Annotated in this window: 12 protein-coding genes; 4 read left to right on the top strand and 8 right to left on the bottom strand. The window is 70.6% G+C overall.

The window, feature by feature from the left end:
* The first annotated feature begins 54 nt into the window (after nt 1–54).
* Entirely contained in the window at nt 55–1,434 is a 1,380-nt protein-coding gene (locus tag D7X74_RS06920; protein ID WP_120532128.1) for a cytochrome P450, read from the top strand.
* Between the two features lie 4 nt (nt 1,435–1,438).
* Here D7X74_RS06920 and D7X74_RS06915 read toward each other — a convergent pair whose 3' ends face one another.
* From D7X74_RS06915 to D7X74_RS06900, 4 genes are read right to left on the bottom strand one after another with little or no spacing between them, the layout of a single operon-like run.
* A complete protein-coding gene (locus D7X74_RS06915) occupies nt 1,439–2,938 on the bottom strand; it encodes a DUF4388 domain-containing protein (RefSeq protein ID WP_120532127.1) in 1,500 nt (499 codons plus the stop codon).
* Between the two features lie 18 nt (nt 2,939–2,956).
* Nucleotides 2,957–4,807 carry a response regulator gene (locus tag D7X74_RS06910; RefSeq protein ID WP_120532126.1) on the bottom strand — a complete coding sequence of 617 codons (1,851 nt, stop codon included), beginning with the start codon at nt 4,805–4,807 and terminating at the stop codon, nt 2,957–2,959.
* A gap of 33 nt (nt 4,808–4,840) precedes the next feature.
* A complete protein-coding gene (dapF, locus tag D7X74_RS06905; protein ID WP_120532125.1) occupies nt 4,841–5,692 on the bottom strand; it encodes a diaminopimelate epimerase in 852 nt (283 codons plus the stop codon).
* 24 nt (nt 5,693–5,716) lie between these two features.
* On the bottom strand, nt 5,717–12,397 hold the full coding sequence (locus D7X74_RS06900) for a methyltransferase domain-containing protein (protein ID WP_120532124.1): 6,681 nt from the start codon (nt 12,395–12,397) through the stop codon (nt 5,717–5,719).
* Nucleotides 12,398–12,526: 129 nt separating this feature from the next.
* Here D7X74_RS06900 and D7X74_RS06895 point away from each other — a divergent pair, with 129 nt between their 5' ends.
* The 3 genes from D7X74_RS06895 (at nt 12,527) to D7X74_RS06885 (ending at nt 17,332) form a co-directional block, all read left to right on the top strand.
* The gene (locus tag D7X74_RS06895) at nt 12,527–13,315 is read left to right on the top strand and encodes an IF-2 protein (RefSeq protein WP_120532123.1); all 789 of its coding nucleotides are present in this window, start codon (nt 12,527–12,529) and stop codon (nt 13,313–13,315) included.
* A 448-nt stretch (nt 13,316–13,763) separates the two neighbouring features.
* A complete protein-coding gene (locus tag D7X74_RS06890; protein WP_370450720.1) occupies nt 13,764–16,250 on the top strand; it encodes a ribonucleoside-diphosphate reductase subunit alpha in 2,487 nt (828 codons plus the stop codon).
* Between the two features lie 71 nt (nt 16,251–16,321).
* Nucleotides 16,322–17,332: a ribonucleotide-diphosphate reductase subunit beta gene (locus D7X74_RS06885; RefSeq protein ID WP_120532122.1), complete on the top strand. Its 1,011-nt coding sequence runs from the start codon at nt 16,322–16,324 to the stop codon at nt 17,330–17,332.
* An 84-nt stretch (nt 17,333–17,416) separates the two neighbouring features.
* Here D7X74_RS06885 and aqpZ read toward each other — a convergent pair whose 3' ends face one another.
* The 4 genes from aqpZ to D7X74_RS06865 all read right to left on the bottom strand — a co-directional run bounded on the left by aqpZ (nt 17,417) and on the right by D7X74_RS06865 (nt 20,505).
* Nucleotides 17,417–18,238, bottom strand: a complete 822-nt coding sequence (gene aqpZ, locus D7X74_RS06880; protein ID WP_120532121.1) for an aquaporin Z — start codon at nt 18,236–18,238, stop codon at nt 17,417–17,419.
* 237 nt (nt 18,239–18,475) lie between these two features.
* On the bottom strand, nt 18,476–19,009 hold the full coding sequence (gene hpt / locus D7X74_RS06875; protein ID WP_120532120.1) for a hypoxanthine phosphoribosyltransferase: 534 nt from the start codon (nt 19,007–19,009) through the stop codon (nt 18,476–18,478).
* Between the two features lie 15 nt (nt 19,010–19,024).
* Entirely contained in the window at nt 19,025–19,840 is an 816-nt protein-coding gene (locus D7X74_RS06870) for a uracil phosphoribosyltransferase (RefSeq protein WP_120532119.1), read from the bottom strand.
* A 65-nt stretch (nt 19,841–19,905) separates the two neighbouring features.
* Complete coding sequence (locus tag D7X74_RS06865) at nt 19,906–20,505, bottom strand: thymidine kinase (protein ID WP_120532118.1); 600 nt, start codon at nt 20,503–20,505, stop codon at nt 19,906–19,908.
* Between the last annotated feature and the right edge of the window lie 41 nt (nt 20,506–20,546).

Genomic DNA, 20,546 nt, shown 5'->3' with positions numbered 1-20,546 from the left:
ACCATGCGCGCGGGCTCGCGGAGCGCGATACCTCCCGGCAGGAGGAGTCACCCGATGACCACCGCCACTGCTGCCCGCATTCCCACCGGCCCCCGGGGCCACCTGCTGATGGGCGTGCTGCCCCAGGTGCGCCGCGACATCCTGGGCTTCCTGTCGGACATCCATCGCGAGTACGGGGACGTGGTGCGCTACCGCCTGGGCCCCTTGAAGTCGCACCTCATCGCCCACCCGGACGGGGTGCGTCACGTGTTGCAGGACCACGTGAAGAACTACACGAAGGACCACCTCTCGTACCGCATGGGGGCGTGGATCACCGGCAACGGACTCCTGACCAGCCAGGGGGACTTCTGGCTCCGGCAGCGGCGGCTGGCGCAGCCCGCGTTCCATCGGCAGCGCATCGCCGGCATGGCGACGCAGATGATCCACTCCACGGAAGCGATGCTCCAGCGCTGGGAGGCCTCCGCCGCGCAGGGCACACCCGTGGGCGTCACGGAGGAGATGATGCGGCTGTCGCTGGGCATCGTCGGAGAGGCGCTCTTCGGGACGTCCGTGGAGGACCAGACCGCGCGGGTGGGCGCGGCCTTCAACGAGCTGAGCCGGCAGATCGCTGAACGATTCCGGTCCTTCAACATGCTGCCGCCCGTGCTGCCCACGCGGAACGACCGGGCCTTCCGCGCCGCGCGCACCACGCTGCGGGAGACGGTGCAGGGCATCATCGCCACGCGCAGGCAGCGCCCGGAGGACACCGGCGACCTGCTCTCCATGTTGATGGCCGCGCGTGACGAGGACACGGGAACGGGCATGACGGACGCGCAGTTGGGGGACGAAGTGTTGACGATGCTCCTCGCGGGCCACGAGACGACGGCCACGACGCTGAGCTGGGTCTTTGGACTGCTGGCGACCCACCCGGAGGTCGAGGCGCGTCTGCACGCGGAGGTGGATGCCGTCCTGGCGGGCCGGGTGCCCACGGTGGAGGATGTGCCGAAGCTCGGCTACACGCGGCAGGTGGTGGAGGAGGCGATGCGGCTGTACCCGGCGGCGGTCATCTTCAGCCGCACCGTGGTGGAGGACGACGTCATCGGCGGCTTCAAGATTCCGAAGGGCAGCGCGGTGGACGTGAGCCCCTACGTCACGCACCGCCATCCGGACTTCTGGGAGGAGCCCAACGCCTTCCGCCCGGAGCGCTTCGCTCCGGAGGCCGCTGCCAGGCGACACCGCTTCGCGTGGTTCCCGTTCAGCGGCGGGCCGCGCCAGTGCATCGGCAACAGCTTCGCGATGATGGAGTCACAGCTCGTGCTGGCCACCGTCGCGCAGCGCTACCGGCTGCGTGAGGCGCCCGGCTTCTCGTTGCAGCCCGAGTCACACCTGTCGCTGCGGCCCTACGGCGGACTGCCCATGCACCTGGAGCGCCGGAGTCCCGTGGCCCGCTCCTGAGGATTCAGGGAGGTACGACGGCCGCGCGCTGCACCTGGGACACCCCGGGCAGCGTGGGCGCGGGGTTGAGCGCTTGAATCAGCATCGCGCGCAGGGCCTGCGTGAGGTCCTCGCCCGGAGCGATCGCTCCAGCGGGCGCGCCCAGCAGCGGCGAGGGCACCTCCGTGCCCACCACCACGATGGGGATGCGGACCTCCCACGCCAGGTAGTGCGCCAGCTTCACCGCCGGCTCCGAGGAGTCCATCAACAACGCACCGATGGCGCCCGCGCTGAACGGACGCCACAAGGGACGCGCGGCCTCCGCGGGCGGCAGCACGCAGAAGTCCACGTTCAACACGTCACTGAGCTCCAGCCGCCCCAGCGTCCCGAAGCCGCTCTTCACCGCCGTCGGATCCGCGGACAGCGCCTCCAGCCCCGGCACCCTCGCCAGGATGCGCCGCGCCGCGGATGAACCGCTGCCGCACACGAACACCTTCGCCGTGGCCACCCGCGCGGGGGCCCGCGTGCGCAACAGGCGGCCTCGCAACGCGTGCACCTCCGCCGCGCCAATGAGGTCGCCCGCGCCCAGGTTCTGGCCTTCGCTCTCCGTCGGCCGCGCCACGCCCTTCTGGAGCAGCGTGGACAGCACGCCCAGCACCTCCATGTCCGTGGCGGGCGCCAGGTCCAGCACCTCGCCCAGGGCACGCGGCTGGCGCAGCAGCTCCATCACCTGCGCCGTCACCGGGTGCTGCGCTTCGGAAAGGTCCACCTCCGGCGCGAGCATCAGCCGCGTGTGACGCGGCGGCAGGTTCGGCAACAGCCGGTTCACCTCGTCCGACTGCCGCATGCCTTCAAGCAGCGCGTCGTCCATCGCGCGGTTGATGCGCGGCCGGGCCGCGTTCATGCCGGGCGTGAACGTGAAGTTGCCCTCCGTCCACGACAACAGCCGGAACAGCGCCTTCTCCCCTTCCACCCTCCCCAGCCGCGCGTTCACCGTGCGGCCATCAGAGACGGTGATCTCCCCGCGCTCCGAACCGCGCTCCAGCGACAGCCGGCCGTTGCGCTTGTTCATGCCCAATATCTGCATGAGGTCCGGGATGCTGAGCTGGCTGAGCGACCCTTCGATTTCCTGCTGCTCGCTCTTGAGGTCCTTGGCCGCTTCATTGCGCCGGAAGATGTGCTCGATGCGGCTGAGCACCTCGTCCAGGTTGAAGGGCTTGCGCAGCATGCCGTCGCGCGGGCCCCGCGCCCGGTCCGTGTCCATGCTGGACGTGGTGAGCACCACCGGGATGTCTTCGGTGCGCGGGTTGGTGCGAAGAATCTGCACGAACGTGCGCGCGTCCAGCAGCCGGCATGCCTCGTCGAAGAGCGTCAGGTCCGGATGCCGGAGCACCGCGACCTCCAGCGCCCGCGAGCCGTCCGGCGCGTAGTGCACCTGGTAGCCCTTGGTCCTGAGCGCCCGCGACAGCGCGCGCACGGAGTCGAGGTCGGGGTCTGCGATGAGGATCTTCCGCACCTGGGCCACGCTCTGGGCTCCGCTTCGTCAGTAGGGCTGCAGGTCGTATTCGGCCTGCAGCTTGGAGATGAGCCCGTCCACCACCGCGGTGTCCGAGGTGTGGAACCCCCACGTCGCGCCACGCCCGCGCCGCTGGATGAGCGCGTACGACGCACTCTCCGACAGCCAGAGGATGAACTCGTGGCGCGACACCCGCTCGTCGCCCTCCAGGAACACCGGCGTGAGCGCGGGATGTGACTCCAAATCCACGCGCCGGCCCAACAGGTAGATGCGCGACGACAGGTCCGGCGGCGCCTGCTCCAGGCCCACAGCCAACGGCAGGTCCGCGCGGATCTCCGGACCGCCCACGTAGAGCAGTCCGCGCGAGCCCGGGTCGCGCACCAGCTCGCGGGCAATCTCCACCTGGAGCTCGTCGAAGAGCACGTCCGCCACCTTGCCCCGACGGCTGGGTTCGGCCCGGTCGTCCGTGGGCAGGCGCGGGCTGTTGGGCGTGCCCAGCAGCAGGTCCACCTCGTCCCAGAACGGCAGCCCGTCCAGCATCAGCCGACGCTGGAGCGACGCGCGGCGCTCGTCCATCCGACGGCGGCAGCGGTGCACCAGCTCGTCGAAGTCCTCGCCGTCCTTGGGGAAGGTGCTCGCACCGCCCACCAGCGCCAGGGGCAGGCGCTGCTCCACGTCCTGCACCTCCGGCTCGTCGCGCACGGCCGCCACGGCGCGGCGCACGAACATCATCGCGCCGAAGAAGTCCGTCTCCGGCAGGAGCAGGTAGAACTCCTGGTCGCTCGCCTTCGCGATGACGTCCGAGTCGCGGATGATCTTGCTGAGCGCCTTGATGATGCCGCGCACCGCCTTCTTCGCCTCCGACGCCCCCAGCCGCACGCGCACCAGCGGCAGGTTGTCGATGCTGAAGGTGAGCAGCGAGAACGTGCGCCCGTACCGCCGCGCCTTGTAGATCTCCTTGGACGCGTAGTCGGTGAAGTAGCTCAGGTTGTACGCGGCCGTGTCGCGGTCGCGCAGGCCCAGGCGCTGGAGCGCGAGCAGCTTGCGGCCGTTCTTCACGCCCACCGCGGCGAAGTCCGCCAGCACCTTCGCGTCGCGCGTGTGCTCCGCGCGGAAGTCCCCGGTGAGCGGATCCGACAACTGCGCCAGCCCCATCACCTCGCCCGCGGCCACCAGCGGCACGTAGAGCACCGTGGAGCGCTCGTCGCGCGCGAGCCACGGCAGGGCTTCCCTGAGGCGCAGGGACAGCGGCCCCTCCGGGCTCATCTTCTCCGGCAGGAACTGCTTGTCGAGCAGCCCCCGGTACGAGCGCAGCCCCAGGTCCCCCCGGTCGTCCACCACCCACAGCGCGGCGCTCTGCGCGTCGCACACCGAACCCAGGTCCGCGATGACGCGCTCCTGGAGCCATTCCAAATCCGGATGGGACAACAGCTCCAGGCACCGCTGCTGGAGGTTGTGGAAGCGGGCGAACTCCAGGTTCTCATCCTGGAGCCGCGAGCGTTCGTGCCGCAGCTGGGCGCGCTCCATGGCGCGGTCCACCGCGAGCAGCAGGTCCGCCTCTTCGATGGGCTTGGTGAGGCAGTCCGCCACGCCCAGGCGCAGCGCGACCTCCGAGCCCTGCACGTCGGTGCGGTGGCTGACGAGGATGACCTCCTGCTCCGGATCGCGTTCCCGCAGGCGGGACGTGAGCGCGAAGCCGTCCACGCCGGGCATCACCACGTCGGTGAGGACCAGGTCGAACGTGGCCCGGGCCACCTCCTCCAGCGCGAGGGTGGCGTTCTCCACGGCGACCACGCGGTGCCCGCGCTGCGACAGCAGGTCCGTGGCGAGTTGTCGGAAGAACAGGTCGTCGTCGACGACGAGGATGGGACCAGCCACGGCGCTCGGGGGAGAAGGGAGGAAACGCGAAGGTTATCGGGCCCTTGGAAGGGCTACAACGCCTTCGAAGACGAAGGCGACCGGACCGCGCAGTCGGATGTCGGACAGGTCGTCCGGAACACGGATGCGCAGATCGCCGCCCGGCAGGGTGACGCGCAGCCAGGCATTGCCCGGCAGGCGCTTCGCCAGCACCGCCGCCACCGCGGAGGCGCACGCGCCCGTGCCGCAGGCCTGGGTGAGGCCACAGCCCCGCTCCCAGACGACGACGGTGAGGCCGTCCTCGTCCACGCGCACGAACTCCACGTTGGTGCGGTCCGGGAAGGCCGGGTGCCGCTCCAGGCCCGGCCCCAGGCGCTCGGCGTCCTCCAGGGGCTGATCCAGGAGCACCAGGTGCGGGTTGCCCATGTTCACGGCGGTGCCGCGCAGGTCCGGGTGTCCGGGCACGGGCGCGGCCACGAAGGGCTGCCCCGTCGTCCCCGAAGGCAGGTTCGCGGCCACCAGCCGCGCCGGGCCCATGGAGATGTCCACGCCCACCACCCCGCCGTCGCCATAGCCGGGCTCGCAGGTGAGCACGCCCGCCCCCGTCTCCACGTCGAGCAACGCGGGGTGTTCTCCGGATTGATCCACCAGATACTTCACCGCACAGCGCAGGCCGTTGCCGCACATCTCCGCGATGCTGCCGTCGGCGTTGTGGACGACCATGCGCGCCATCCCCCGGGTGGAGGGGAGGAGGGCCAGCACGCCGTCCGCGCCGATGCCCCGGCGCCGGTCGCACAGCCAGCGCGACTGTTCAGCGGTGATGTCCACGCCCGTGCGACGGCGGTCCAGGACGACGAAGTCGTTGCCCAGGCCGTGGTACTTGAAGATGCGTTCGCGTGCTTCCACGGGACCAAGTGTAGACGGCCGGCGTTATTCGCGCTCGCCGACCTTCTTGGGCGGGGTCGGAAGGTCCAGCGCGGGCATGGACCGGCGCGAGGACGTGGGGGCGGCGGGCCCGCTGGCGCGGCGCAGCTCGGCCAGCTCCGCCTCCCGGGCGGCCAGCTGGTCCTGCATGGTCTCCACGTGGGCCTGGAGGACCTCCATCTCGGCGGCCATCTCCAGCACGGCCTCGGGGGGCTGGCCGGACGAGGAGGCCTTCGACTCCTCCAGTGCCTGGACCAGCGTCTCGCGCTCCGTCTCCAGGGCTTCCAGCCGGGCCTGCTGTTCGCGGATCCGGGCGGTGAGCTGATCGCGTTCGGCGCGCTCGGCGTCCAGGATGCGCGCGGCGTCCAGGGCCGCTGTCTCCAGCGAGGTGGCGCGGCCCTCCAGGCGGACGCGGGCGGCCCGGGCGACCGTCAGGTCCGATTGGATGCGTTCGCGTTCGGAGGCCATGGCGGTGCGCTCGGTGTCGGCGCGGCGGGCCTGGGCCTCGGCGTCGGCGGCGGCCTGGGACAGGGCGGCCACGCGCGACTCCAGCGCGGCCTGTTCGGAGCGAGCGTCCGCGAGCGCCGTGGAGAGACGGGCCTCCAGGGCGGAGAGGGCTTCGCGCGTCTGGTCGCCGGCCTGCGCGAGGCGGGCTTCCAGTTCGGCTTGATGCGTCTGGGCGCGGGCCAGCGCTTCCGCGAGCCGGGCCTCGTGTTCCGCCCTTCCCGCCTCCGCCTGCGTGGTGAGGTCCGCGAGCCGGGCTTCCAGCTCCGCGCGCTCCGCCGCCGCATGGGCGGTGACTTCCGCGAGTCGCGCTTCCATGGCAGCCCGCTCCGTCCCCGCCTGAGCGGTGAGTTCGGAGAGGCGCACTTCCAGCTCCGCCTTGTCGGAGCCCGCGTTCGCGAGGGCTTCCGCGAGCCGCACTTCCAGCTCCGCCTTCTCCGAGCCGGCCTGCGAGGTGACTTCGGAGAGACGCACCTCCAGCTCCGCCTTGTCGGAGCCGGCGCTGGCGAGGCGCGCTTCCAGGTCGGTCTTCTCCTGCTCCGCGCGGGCGGAAATATCCGCGAGCCGGGCCTCGAACACGGCCTGTTCTTCCTGGGTGCGCGCGGCGACGGCGGCGAGCTCTGCCTCCAGTCGGGCCTGCTCGGTGCTCGCGAGCGAGAGCGCGTCCTGGGCCCCGCGAGCCTGGGCCGCGACCTCGGCTTCGCGTTCCTCCAGGGCCCGGGCGAGCTGCTGCTCCAGGGTGGAGGCGCGCGCGTTCTCGTTCCGCGCGGTCTCCGTGAGCCGGGCCGCGTCGGCGCGGGCGGTCTCCAGTTCGGCGCGCAGGGCTTCGAGTGCGGTCCGCTCTGCTTCGAGCGAGGACTCCAGGTTCGTGGCCTTGCCCGCGAAGCGCCGCGCGGTTTCCAGCTGCACCACGAGCAGCTCCGCGTGTTCGCGCGTGGCGGCGAGCCGGTCACTGGCGTCCGTCAACTCCGCTTCCAGCCGGCCGACCTGCTGTCCTCGTTCGTGCAGCGCGCCGTGGGCGCGTTGCAGCTCGGAGCCCAGGCGCATGAGTTCCTTTTGCGCGGCGCCCAGCTGCGCGGTGTCCCCGCGCACGGTCGCCAGTTCCTGTTCCCTCAGTGCGAGCTGTTCGCGCACCTCATCCAGGTCCTGCTGCTGACGCTCGGCCCGGGAGAGCGCGCCTTCCATCTGCGCTTCCATGGACACGCGCAGGGCACCGGCCTCGCGCAACTCCTGCTCGCGCGTGGACAGCGTTTCCATGAGGCGCGTTGCCCGGGCTTCGGCCTCGCGCGCTGCTTCCTGCGACTGGGCGCCTTCCTCGAACCGGGCCTCGGCGCTGCGACGGGCGGCCTCCGCCTGCGCGAGCGAATCCTCCAACGCCCCCAGGTTCGCGGTTTCGGCGGCGAGCCGGAACTCCACTTCCGTCAGCGAAGCTTCCAGTTCGGCGCGGCGCGCGGTCTCGGAGGCGGACCGCTTCTCCGCTGCCGCCAGCGCCTGCTCCAACGTGGAGAGTCGAGCGACCTCCGAGGCATACCGCGTCTCCGCATCCGCCAGCGCCTGCTCCAACGTGGAGAGTCGCGCGGTCTCAGAGCCCTGGCGGGTTTCAGCGTCCGTCAACGACGCTTCAAGCTCGGCGCGGCGCGCGACCTCTTCGGCATGGCGGGCTTCGGCGTCCGTCAACGACGCTTCAAGCTCGGCACGACGCGCGGCCTCCTCGGCGTGGCGCGCTTCGGCTTCCGTCAACGACGCTTCAAGCTCGGCACGACGCGCGGCCTCCTGCGCCTGTCGTGATTCTGCTTCCGCGAGCGACTGCTCCAACGAAGCGAGCCGCGTGGTTTCGGAGGCAAGCCGGGCCTCCGCGTCCGCGAGGGCCTGCTGCATCTCGGACAGGCGCGCGGCTTCGGCGGCGTATCGCGACCCGGTGTCCGACAGCGACGCTTCCAGTTCGGCACGGAGCGCGGTCTCGGTGGCCTGACGGGCCTCGGCTTCCGCCAGGCGCGCGCGCAGGGCTTGAGCCTCGACGCGCTCCTGTGTGAGCGACTGCTCCGCTTCGGACAAGCGCTCACGCTGCGCCGTGGACTCCCCGCGCAGGGTCTCCAGCTCCGCGCGAAGTGCGGCCACGGCCTCGCGTGCCTCCACGAGCGCGGCCTCGTCCTTCGCACGCGACTCGCGTTCGCGGGCCTCCTGCGTGCGGGCGTCGTCCAGCGAGGACAGCGCCTCCACTTCGGACCGTCGCGCCTCGGTGAGTTCCGCGCGCAGCTCCCGCAGCGCCAGGTCCTGGGCCGCCTGCGCCTGCTTCGCCTCCGCCAGCGCGGTGCGAGCCTCCACCAGGGCCTGTGCGCTCGCCTGGGCCTCTTCCGAAGCAGTCGCCAGGGCCTTCTCGTGCGACTGACGCAGGTCCAGCAGCGCGGATTCGTTCGCGCGCTGCGCCTCGGTGAAGGCGGCCTGGACCTCCGTCAGCGTCTGACGCGTGTGCTCGAACGCGGCCTCGGTGGACAGCCGCGCGGCGCGCGTCGTCGCCAGGTCCGCTTCCAGCTCACTCCGGGCTTCGAGGGTCGAGGCCAGCGACACCTCGACACGGGCCAGCACGGCACGCTCCTCATCGAGCGAGGCCTGAACCGAGGCGAGGGTTGCCCCGGCCTTCGTGCGCAGGGACCGCTCTTCCTCGATCGCCGTCGCGGACTCTTCCTTGAAGCGGGCGAGCGACTCCTCCAGGCGGACACGCTGCGCGCGCTCCTCCTCCAGGACCGTGCGAGCGACGCCCAGCGCGGCATCCAGCCGGAGCCGGTCCGCTTCCAGCGCGCTCTGCGCCTCGGACCACGAGGACTCCGACCCTTCCAGGCGCGTGCGGAGGGCGCGCTCGGCGTCCAGCGACTCCTGCACGCTCGCGAGGGCCACCTGCGCGCGGGCCTGCTGCTCGCGCTCCGACAGCAGCTGGGCCTGGGTGTCGGCGAGCGCCGCTTCCCAACGGGCGCCCCGCTCCTGTTCGGCGGTCAGCGACTCCTGCACCTGCGCCAGGGCCTGCCGCGCCGAACGCAGTTCATCCTGGGCGGAGCCCAGCGCCATCTCCACCTCTTGCCGCTGGGCGCGCTCCGTCGCGAGCGACTGTTCCACCGCGTCCAGCTTCGCCTGCGTGGCGTCGAGCGAGGCCTGCATCGAGGCCCGGGCCTGCTGCTCCCGCGCGAGGTCGTCCTGGATCAGCTTCGACAGGGCCTCCGCGTCGGACAGCTCCTGACGCACGGTCCGGAGGGCAGCCTCCAGCTCCGCGTTGCGACCCACGGCGTCTTCACGGGCCTGATTCGATTCCGCGAGCCGGGCACCGTGTTCCCACACCTCGCGGGCCAGGGCGTCGCGGGCCTCGGAGAGGGCCAGTCGCAGGGTCTCGCCTTCGGAGCGAGCCGCCTGGAGTTCCTGCGCGGCACGCGCCTCCGCTTCGGCGAGCGTGCGTTCCGCTTCGGCACGCGCATCCTGGAGTCCCTGCGCGAGCCGGGCGGCGGCCTCGGCGCGAACATCCGAGAGCACCTGCTCCGTCTGGCCGCTCGACTCGGCGCGGGCCTCCGCGAGCACCTGGGCCACCCGAGCATCCGCATCAGCACGGACCGCGGCCAGGGCCTGGGCCGCGCGGGCCTCCGCCTCCTCAAGGGAACGGGCCTGCTGGGCCTCCGTCTCCGCACGTACTTCCGCAACCGCACGGGCCTGCTCGGCCTCCGCCTCCGCACGCACTTCCGCGAGCGCACGGGCCTGCTGCGCCTCCGCGTCCGCGAGCACCTGGGCCACGCGGGCCTCAAGTGCACGAACCTGGGCCTCCGCCTCCGCACGCACTTGCGCGAGAGCACGGACCGCACGGGCCTCTGCCTCCTCAAGAGCCTGGGCCTGCTGGACCTCCGCCTCCGCGAGCGCTTCCGCGAGGGCACGGGCCGCGCGGGCCTCGACCTCCTCGATCTTCAGCCCTTCGAGAATCTCCGCGTCCGCAAGCGCCCGGGCTGACTCCGCCTGGGCCTCGGCCAGGGCCTGCGTCCACCGGGCCTCCGCGTCGGCGAGCGCCGCATCCCGCCCAGCCTGCGTCTCGGTCAGGGCGCTCGCACGTTGGGCCTCCGCTTCCGCCAGCGCACGCGAAAGCCGGGCCTCCGCGTCGGCCTGGGCCTCGGTGAGCACGCGCTGGCGCTCCGCCTCCGCTTCCTCCAACGCCCGCTCGACCGCCGCGGCCTCCTCCGCCCGGGCCCGCGCGAGGGCCTCCGTCAGCTCGGACTCCGCCGCCGCCAACGCCCGCGCGAGCCGCGCCTCCTCCTGCTCGCGGGCCTCCGCCAGCGCGCGTTCCTGCCGCCCATCCGCATCCGAGTGCGCGGCGGCCAGGGCGTTCGTCACCCGTTCGTTGGCCTCGGCGCGAGCCTCCGCCAGCGCATCCTCCAACCGCGCCTGCGCCTGGGCCCGCTCCGCGTCGATGGCCTGCACGAGCGCGGCCTCCACCCGGACGCGCTCCGTCTCCGCCGCCGCCAGCCGCTGCCCCGCCACATGCTGCGCGGACTCGACGCGCTTCTGCTCCGCCTCCAGCGTCTCCAGGCGCTGCTGCGCCGCGTGGAGCGCCTCTTCCAGGCGGGCCGCCAGCGCGCGCGCCGCCGCCTCGGACTGGGCCTGTCCTTCCAGGTCGCGCCGCAGCCGGCCTTCCGACTCGCGCGCGGAGATCAGCTCCGTCTCCAGCCCCCGCAGCGCGGCCTCGCGCTCCAACAGCCGCGCCTCCGCGTCCTTGCGAGCCCCGTCCGCCGAGTGCATCCGCTGCTGGGCATCCGCGAGCTCCCGCCGCGCCCGCGCCAGCTCCGCTTCCCTCACCGGCACCGAGTCGCCCGCCGCCCGCGCTTGGTCCTGCGCGCGCGCCAGCTCCGACTTCAGGTGCTCCACCGCCGCCAGCGCCGTGGAGTACTGCTCCGCGATGCGCAGCTCCCGCTCGCGCGCCGCCTCCGCCTGCCTGCGCCGGTCGTCGGCCCCGTCCTGCGCGCGCTCCGCCGCCAGCCGGTCGCGCTCCCAGTCGATGCGCAGCGCCCCCAGCTCGTCCTGGAGCGTGCGCAGATCCGTGTACGCCTGCGTCAGCCGCTCGCGAGCCTCATCCAGCGAGGCCGCCGTCTCCTCGCGCCGAGCCCGTTCCAGCCGCAGCGTCTCCTGCGCCGCCAGCGCCTGCACGCCCGCGTCCGCCTGCGCGCGCTGCGCGGCCTCCACCTCCAGCCGCTGCGCCGTCAGCCGCCGGTCCGCGTCCGCGATGCGCTCCGTCGCGACCTGCAACTCCAGCTCGCGCCGCCGCAGCCGGCTGCTCAGGTCGTCCCGCTCGCGCGCGGACTCCACCGTGCCCCGAGCGGTCTCCAGTTGCGCCGTCAGCCGCGCCATGTCCTGACGCGCGCCCTCCAGCGCCGGCTTGAGCGCGACGACCTCCGCCTCCCGGTCGCCCACCTCCGCGCGCAGCTTGGACACCGCGTCCTTCAACCTTCCGGCGCGCTCCTCCCACGTCTTCGCCCGGACGGCGATCTCATCCAGCTTGCCGCGCGTGAAGGCCAGCGGCTCCGGGGGCAGCTGCACCCACGTGGGGTCCACCACCCGCGCCGGCTCCAGGCCCGCCATCACCACGAAGTACGCCGCCTCGCTGTGCCGCACGAGCGAGCCGTCCACCTGCAACCCGTCCCCGCGCTCGAACGCGAGCTGGTAGCCCAGCACCGGCGACTGCGTGGCCACCTCCACATGCGGGAAGTGCGCCTTGAGCGCATCCAGGAGCTGCCCGTACATGGGCGGCACGTCCTCTTCCGGCTCCATCAACTGCGGCAGCGCAAGTCCCGCGATGTTGCGCAGGCCCCCCACCAGGAACCCCTGCCGCGCCACCAGCCGCGCCAGCTCCGCCAGCAACTGGGGCGCGCGCACGTAGGGCGCCAGGTCCGTCACCAGCACCAGGTCGAAGCTCGCCGGCTCCAGGTCGTCGTAGAGGTTCGCGCGGAACCTCAGCTGCGGGTGCGCATGGGCCTTCTGCGCCGCCTCCACCGCCGCCACGTCCGCGTCGCACGCGACCACCGTGCGAGCCCCCCGCTCCACCAGGAAACGCGCGCTCTCGCCCCCGGTGGAGGCCACGGCATCGACCTCCAGCACGCGACGGCGCGCGAACAGGCTCTCCGCGAAGATGTAGCGGGGCAGCAGCTCGCTGGGCCCCATCCGACGAAAGGTAGATTGCAAATGATGTTCCCGGGGGGCGGGAACTGTAGCCTCTGAGGCAGGGCCGTCCCAATTTCAGGGCGCTTACAAGCACGGGCGAAGTGCCCGTCCGACCGGAGGGCAGGCGACATGACCACGAATTCACCCCAGGGTTTCGGTTACCGGGCACGCCGCACCTTCACCCGCCTGCTCGTCTTCCTCGTCATCCTGGGCCTGGGCGGCGGCGTCGTCTTCCTCCTGGGCCAGCTCAACTCGCGCACCTTCACCCTGGTCCAGGAGAACGGCGAGCTGGTCGTCATGAAGGGCCGCGCCCTGCCCACCGGCGCCGCCGCCTACCGCCCCGGCGACCCGCGCCTCGCGGACGCCTATGCCCCGCTCCCGCTGGAAGGCCAGGACGTCACCCTGCTGTCACAGCAGAAGTTCACCGACCGCGACGACCTGGACCGCGCCCTGTTCCCCCTCCTGGAGACCCTGGCCCGCCCGCGCATCGCGTCCGGAGAGCCCCCGAAGGTGGAGCGCGGCCTCTACTACCTGCGCCGCGCGGAGAAGCTCTCCGGCATCACGGAGGAGCAGCGCCGCAGCCTCCAGTCCATGCTCACCGACGTCGCCTTCTACCAGGCCCGCCAGAAGCTGGAGGACGCCCGCCGGCTCGTCTCCGAGGGCCTCGCCCAGCTCAAGCTCGCCTCCGAAACGGAGAACCGCCACGCCCGCAGCGCCAACCAGATGCTGTCCACCGTGGGCCCCGCCGCCCGCGACCTGGAGGAGGCCCTGCGCCGCGCCGTCCACACCCAGAGCGGCCCGGACAACAGCCCTGTAGCACCGCCCCCCGCGCCGCGCCCCTCCACGCCCGCCTCCGGAGACACCTCGTTGCAGCCGTTTCCGGCCTCCCCAACCCCCGACGCCGGCCCCACGCCGTGATCTCCAGGGGTTGGGCGACCCCCTCCAAAACGCGCGGCTGGACCCTGCTTTCGTGACACGGAACTGTCCGCCGCCGAACGTCGAAACCGGCCCTGTTGAGTGATCATAGATTGCAAGCATCGATCCCACCGGCCGGGCAGGCTCCCACAGGATCTAGCGTTGACACACTGGGTCCCCCCCCATAGCTTGTGTCGGCCGCGCGGCTGCCCCCAGTTCCGGGTGGCCGCTCCCGCGACCTGGAGGCAGAGTGTTTTTATTGCGCGACGCCTGCTTCTGTCCGACAAATAGCTACATGTCGGCCTGTTGTTCCCAGGTCCCCGGGTTCTGATCGCAAGTCAGCGCCCGTCCCAAGCCCATCATTGATGCATTTGACCGGGGGCAGCCCGCCCCGCGCAGGACGGCGGTGTGCGTCCTGCTGGCTACGCCTTTGCCCGGAAGTGAGACGCCCTTGACCGTCCAGACGCCCCTGAAGCCTTCCGTCGTCGCCTCGCCGCCCCCCGACTCCGCCCCGACGGCCACCGCCGCCCCGGCCCCGTCGTCCGGCGGCGACTTCGCCACCACGATGCGGGTGAAGAAGCGCAACGGCACGGCGGAGCCCGTGGACCTCAACAAGATCGTCCGCGCGGTGGGCAAGTCCTGCGTGGGCCTGTCGCGCGTGGATGTGATGCGCGTGGCCACGAAGACCATCAGCGGCCTGTATGACGGCGCCACCACGCGGGAGCTGGACAGCCTGTCCATCCAGACCGCCGCAGCCCTCATCGTGGAGGAGCCCGAGTACGCCCGGCTCTCCGCGCGCCTCTTGTCCACCTTCATCCAGAAGGAGGTCAGCAACCAGGACATCCAGTCCTTCAGCCAGTCCGTCGCCGCAGGCCACAAGCACGGCCTCATCGCGGACCGCCTGCTGACCTTCGTCCAGGCCAACGCGCGCAAGCTCAACGCCGCCATCGACCCGGTCCGCAACGACCTGTTCGAGTACTTCGGCCTGCGCACCGTCTACGACCGCTACCTCTTGAAGAACCCGCAGACGCGCGAAGTCATCGAAACGCCGCAGGACTTCTTCCTGCGCGTGGCGTGCGCCATCTCCGGCGACAACGCGCGCGAGGCCATCGAGCTGTACCGGCTGTTCAGCTCGCTGGAGTACCTGCCCTCCTCCCCCACCCTGTTCAACTCCGGCACGCGCCACGAGCAGCTCTCCAGCTGCTTCCTCCTGGACTCGCCCTCGGACGAACTGGACGCCATCTACAAGAAGTATTCGGACATCGCGATGCTGTCCAAGTTCTCCGGCGGCATCGGCGTGGCGTACAGCCGCGTGCGCGCGCGGGGTTCGCTGATCAAGTCCACCAACGGCCACTCCAACGGCATCGTCCCCTGGCTCAAGACGCTGGACGCGTCCGTGGCGGCGGTGAACCAGGGCGGCAAGCGCAAGGGCGCGTGCTGCGTGTACCTGGAGACGTGGCACGCGGACATCGAGGACTTCCTCGAGCTGCGCGACAACACCGGCGACGAGGCCCGCCGCGCGCACAACCTGAACCTGGCCAACTGGGTGCCGGACCTCTTCATGCGCCGCGTGGAGGCCGACCAGGAGTGGAGCCTCTTCGACCCGAAGTTCGTCCCCCACCTCACCGACCTCTACGGCGACGCCTTCGAGAAGGCCTACGCGGAGGCCGAAGCGCAGGGCCAGGCCGTGCGCAAGGTGAAGGCGCGCGACCTGTACGCCCGGATGATGAAGGTGCTCGCCCAGACGGGCAACGGCTGGATGACCTTCAAGGACATCTCCAACCGCAAGAGCAACCAGACGGGCCAGCCCGGCAACGTCATCCACCTGTCCAACCTGTGCACCGAAATCCTGGAGGTCACGAGCCAGGGTGAGACGGCGGTGTGCAACCTGGGCTCGCTCAACCTGGGCCGGATGGTGAAGGACGGGAAGTTCGACTTCGACACGCTGCGCGCCAACGCCCAGCTGGCCATCAAGCAGCTCGACCGCGTCATCGACCTCAACTACTACCCCATCACCACCGCCGCGGACTCCAACCGCCGCTGGCGCCCGGTGGGCCTGGGCCTGATGGGCCTCCAGGACGTCTTCTTCCAGCTGCGCCTGCCCTTCGACTCCGTGGAGGCGCGCAACCTGTCCAAGAAGATCTCCGAGGAGATCTACTACGCCGCGCTCGTCACCTCCTCGGACCTCGCGGAGCAGTTCGGCGCGCACCCGTCCTTCCCTGAGACGCGTGCCGCGAAGGGCGAGCTCCAGTTCGACAGCTGGGGCGTCGTCCCGGAGGACACGCTGCGCTGGGACGCGCTGCGCTCGCGCATCATGAAGGTGGGCCTGCGCAACTCGCTGATGATCGCCATCGCGCCCACGGCCACCATCGCGTCCATCGCCGGCTGCTACGAGTGCATCGAGCCGCAGGTGTCCAACCTCTTCAAGCGCGAGACGCTGTCGGGCGACTTCCTCCAGGTGAACCGCTACCTGGTGCGCGACCTGCAGCAGCTGGGCCTGTGGAACGAGTCCACGCGCAACCGCATCAAGATGGCTGAAGGCAGCGTGCAGGACCTCACGGAGCTGCCGGAGGAGCTGCGCGCCATCTACCGCACCGCGTGGGAGGTCCCCATGCGCTCGCTGCTGGACATGGGCGCGGACCGCGGCGCCTTCATCGACCAGAGCCAGTCGCTCAACCTCTTCGTGGAGACGCCCAACATCGGGAAGCTGTCCTCGATGTACTTCTACGCGTGGCAGAAGGGGCTGAAGACCACGTATTACATGCGCTCGCGTCCGGCGACCCGCATCGCCAAGACGACCGTGAACCAGAGCGGGCAGACCTTCACCGCCGCCCCTACGCCCGCCCCCGTGCAGGCGGCAGCGCAGACCGTGACCGCGGAAGCCGAAGCGGTGGCGTGCTCGCTGGAGAACCCCGAGGCCTGCGAGGCGTGCCAGTAGTTCCGGCCGCGCCCCGTCGTCCCCTGCCCCACCCGTCGCCCGTGCCGTTCTTGTAAGGGAGCACCGAAGCCATGCTGCTGGATCCGGGAATGAACCTGACGCTGCGCCCCATGGCGTATCCCGTCTTCTTCGAGATGTACCGCAACGCCATCAAGAACACCTGGACGGTGGAGGAGATCGACTTCTCCACGGACCTGGTGGACCTGCGCTCGAAGATGACGGACGCGGAGCGTCACCTCATCCACCGGCTGGTGGCCTTCTTCGCCACGGGCGACTCCATCGTCGGCAACAACCTGGTGCTCAACCTCTACAAGCACCTGAACGCGCCCGAAGCGCGCATGTACCTGTCGCGCCAGCTCTATGAAGAGGCGCTGCACGTCCAGTTCTACCTGACGCTCCTGGACAGCTACATGCCGGACCCCGCCGAGCGCGCCAAGGCGTTCGCGGCGGTGGACAACATCCCGTCCATCCAGCGCAAGGCGCGCTTCTGCATGAAGTGGATGGACAGCATCCAGTCCATGGACCAGACGCGCTCCCGCTCGGACCGGCGTCAGTTCCTGCTGAACCTCATCTGCTTCGCGGGCTGCATCGAAGGCCTCTTCTTCTTCGCGGCCTTCGCCTACGTGTACTTCCTGCGCAGCAAGGGCCTGCTCAACGGCCTGGCCGCGGGCACCAACTGGGTGTTCCGCGACGAGAGCGCCCACATGGCGTTCGCGTTCGAAGCCATCCAGACGGTGCGCAAGGAGGAGCCGGAACTCTTCGACGCGAGCCTGGAGCGCGACGTGGTGCAGATGCTGCGTGAAGCCGTGGAGTGCGAGACGCAGTTCGCCCAGGACCTCTTGAGCGGCGGCGTGATGGGCCTGTCGGTGCAGGAGATGCGCGGCTACCTGGAGTACGTGGCCGACCAGCGCCTCCAGATGCTGGGCATGTCCCCCATCTTCCACACCAAGAACCCGCTGCACTTCATGGACCTGCAGGACGTGCAGGAGCTCACCAACTTCTTCGAGCGCCGCGTGTCGTCCTACCAGGTGGGCGTGGGCGTGGGCGCCGCGAACGACGTCGTCTTCGACGCCGCCTTCTAGCTTCCCCTTCCCCGCGTAGAAGAAAGCCGTGCCCCGCTTGATGCGAGGCACGGCTTTCGTGCGTCAGGCGCCTTCCAACGCGCGCTAGACGGGATTCTCGATGTCGCGCCCTGCCAGCCGCTGACGCCGCTCGGCTTCCAGCGACTGCTCCGCGCGCGCGGCGGAGATCTGCACCGCCGGCTGGTTCACCAGGCGGTACACCGCCGAGGCGAAGGCCGCGCCCAGCAGCGGCGCGATGATGAACATCCACAGCTGCCCCAGCGCGGCGCCCCCGGCGAAGAGCGCGGGCCCCAGGCTGCGCGCCGGGTTCACCGACGTGTTGGTGATGGGGATGCCCACCAGGTGGATGAGCGTGAGCACCAGGCCAATGGCAAGGCCGGCGAAGCCCACCGGCGCGCGCGAGTCCGTGGCGCCCAGCACGGTCAGCACCAGCAGGAAGGTGAGCGCCACCTCCGCGAGGAAGGCCGCGCCACCGCCGTAGCCCTCCGGCGAAGCCGCGCCATAGCCGTTGCTCCCCAGCCCCTCCGCGCCCGCCGAGTACCCACCCGGCGCGCCCTTCGCGATGAGCAACACCAGCCCCGCCGCGAGGATGGCCCCCACGCACTGCGCGAGGATGTAGCCAGCGGCGTGTCGCTTGTCGAACTTGCCCGCCATCAGCAGGCCCACCGTCACCGCCGGGTTCACGTGACAGCCGGAGATGGGACCTACCGTGTAGACCATCGCGAGCAACGACAGTCCGAAGGCGAACGACACCCCCAGGAAGCCGATGCGGTCGCCCGCCAGCACCGCCGCCCCCACGCCGCCGAGCACCAGCACGAAGGTGCCCACGGCTTCCGCCAGGTACTTCTGCATCGCCTCTCCGCCCGGGGGTGCTGGCCGGGCGGCCCTCACTCGCTCTTCTCGCATGCGCAGCCTCCTCACGCAGTCAGGGGCCGCGCGACCCCGGGCCCTCTCCCAGGGAGCACAGGCCATCCCACGGCGTCATGGATGTCCCAGGAGATGCTGCGCACGCACACGCGCTCCACCACACGCTCGCGCGCCACACGGCCGGACTGCGGCGCATGGCGGGGGCCCCCGGCGTCCTGGAGCCCCCACCCCGCGGGGAGGGGCGCCCGGGCCTCCTGGCGGCCCCGTCCTTGCGGCTCAGGCGTTCTTCCACACCCCGACGAACGGCAGGTTCCGGTACTTCTCCCCGTAGTCCAGGCCGTACCCGACGACGAACTTGTCCTCGATGACGAAGCCCTTGTAGTCGATGTTCACCTTGGTGCGCGCGCGGGCGGGCTTCTCCAGCAGCGAGCACAGCTTCAGCGACGCGGGGTGGCGCGCCTGGAGGTTCTCCAGCAGGAACGTCATCGTGAGGCCCGTGTCGATGATGTCCTCGATGATGAGCAGGTGCTTGCCCGCCATGGGCTTGGACACGTCCGTGGTGATGCGCACCTCGCCCGTGGACTCCGTGCCGCCGTGGTAGCTGGACACGCCCAGGAACTCGAGCGTGAGCGGCAGGTCGATGGCGCGCGACAGGTCGATGGCGAAGTACGCGGAGCCCTTGAGCACGCAGATGAGCGTCAGCTCCTTGCCCTGGTAGTCGCGGGTAATCGCCGCGCCCAGCTCCTTCACGCGCGCCTGCACCGCTTCCTCGGAGATGAGGACATCGACATCCTTCTCGTGGAACGTCACCGGGAACTCCCTTGTCTACACATAGGCGTTGTTCATGATCTCCCCGAAGCCGCCGCCGCCGGGGACGATGTACTGCCGGTCATCCAGGCCCCGCTCCTTGTCCCAGAGCAGGCCCGGCTCGGTGCCGAACACCTCCGGCGGAGACAGGCCCCGGTCCAGCCGGAGCGCGTAGATGATGACGTCCGGGTGTTCCTTCGTCATCCGGCGCAGGTACTCCGGCGTGACGATGAGGTTCAACGTGATGATGCGCCGGGGCGTCCCGGGCACCTTCGTCTTGTAGAGCGAAATCGCCGTGGACAGGCTGCCGCCCGTGGCCCCCATGGGGTCCGGGAAGAGGACGAACGCATCATCGATGTCGCCGCCAATCTTCGCGCCGCCAATCTCCGAGCCCACCACCGCCTGGGCCGCGTCGATCATCCGGCTCATGATGATGTGGTCCTGGCGCACGAGCGACGGGTCCACCGTGAAGTTGAGCAGGTCGTACGTCACCTGCGACGGCAGCGTGCCCGCCCGAGCGATGTTCACCGTCACCACCCGCAGCTGCGGGTCCACCACCTCCCCCTGGTAGATGCCCAGGGGCGTGGAGTCGATCATCCGCGTGGGGATGGTGACCATCTTGCGCGGGAACTCCGCGTTGATGACCGTCTTCACCAGGTCCGCGTAGAGCTGCTCCACCAGCCGGTTGATCTGCGGCTGCAGCGTGCCCTTGGCGCACAGGGTGGCCAGCTGCGACAGGAGAAACGGATTTCCCACCAGATGGACGTGGGGCCCATAGTGGTGGGTCATCTCGTTCATCCGGAACGGCACGTTCGCGTACAGGGTGTCCCGCATCGGGCTTCAGCTCCAGGCGAAGAGAACAGTGGGCCGCCCCATCCACGGGGCAGTCCGCCAGGGATTCAGTCGAACAGCTTCAGCGTCTGCGGGGGGCTCGCCTCGGTGGGCTCGGGCACATGACACTTGCGGCACCGGGGCTCGTACTCGCCCGCCGCGCCCACCACCACCCGCTCCCCGCTTCCAATGATGCGCTGCGAGCGATTGGCCGGATTCCCACACACCGCGCAGATGGCCAGCTCCTTCGTCACGTATTCGGCCACCGCCATCAGCTGGGGCATCGGTTCGAAGGGGCGGCCCTGGTAGTCCTGGTCCAGCCCGGCGCAGATGACGCGCACGCCCTTCTGGGCGAGCGCTTCGCACACCTGCACCACTTCTCCGCCAAAGAACTGCACCTCGTCGATGCCCACCACCTGGATGTCGGATGGCAGGTGACGGAAAATTTCTTCAGCCCTTTCGACAGGGATGGACGTCAATTTCAACTGGCTGTGGCTCACCACCTGCGTCTCGTCGTACCGGGTGTCGATGCGCGGTTTGAACACGCGCACCTTCTGCCGGCCGTACAGCGCGCGCTTGACGCGGCGGATCAACTCCTCCGTCTTGCCGGAGAACATCGAGCCGCAGATGACCTCTATCCACCCGATATCTTTGGGAAACTGATGCAAGGCTGTCTCTTATACACGTCTGACGCTGCCGACGATCGCCA

The organism is Corallococcus sp. CA047B, assembly GCF_003612065.1.
GTDB lineage: Bacteria > Myxococcota > Myxococcia > Myxococcales > Myxococcaceae > Corallococcus > Corallococcus praedator.
The sequence above is the reverse complement of the archived record's forward strand: the minus strand, read 5'-3'. Positions and strand labels throughout refer to the sequence as shown.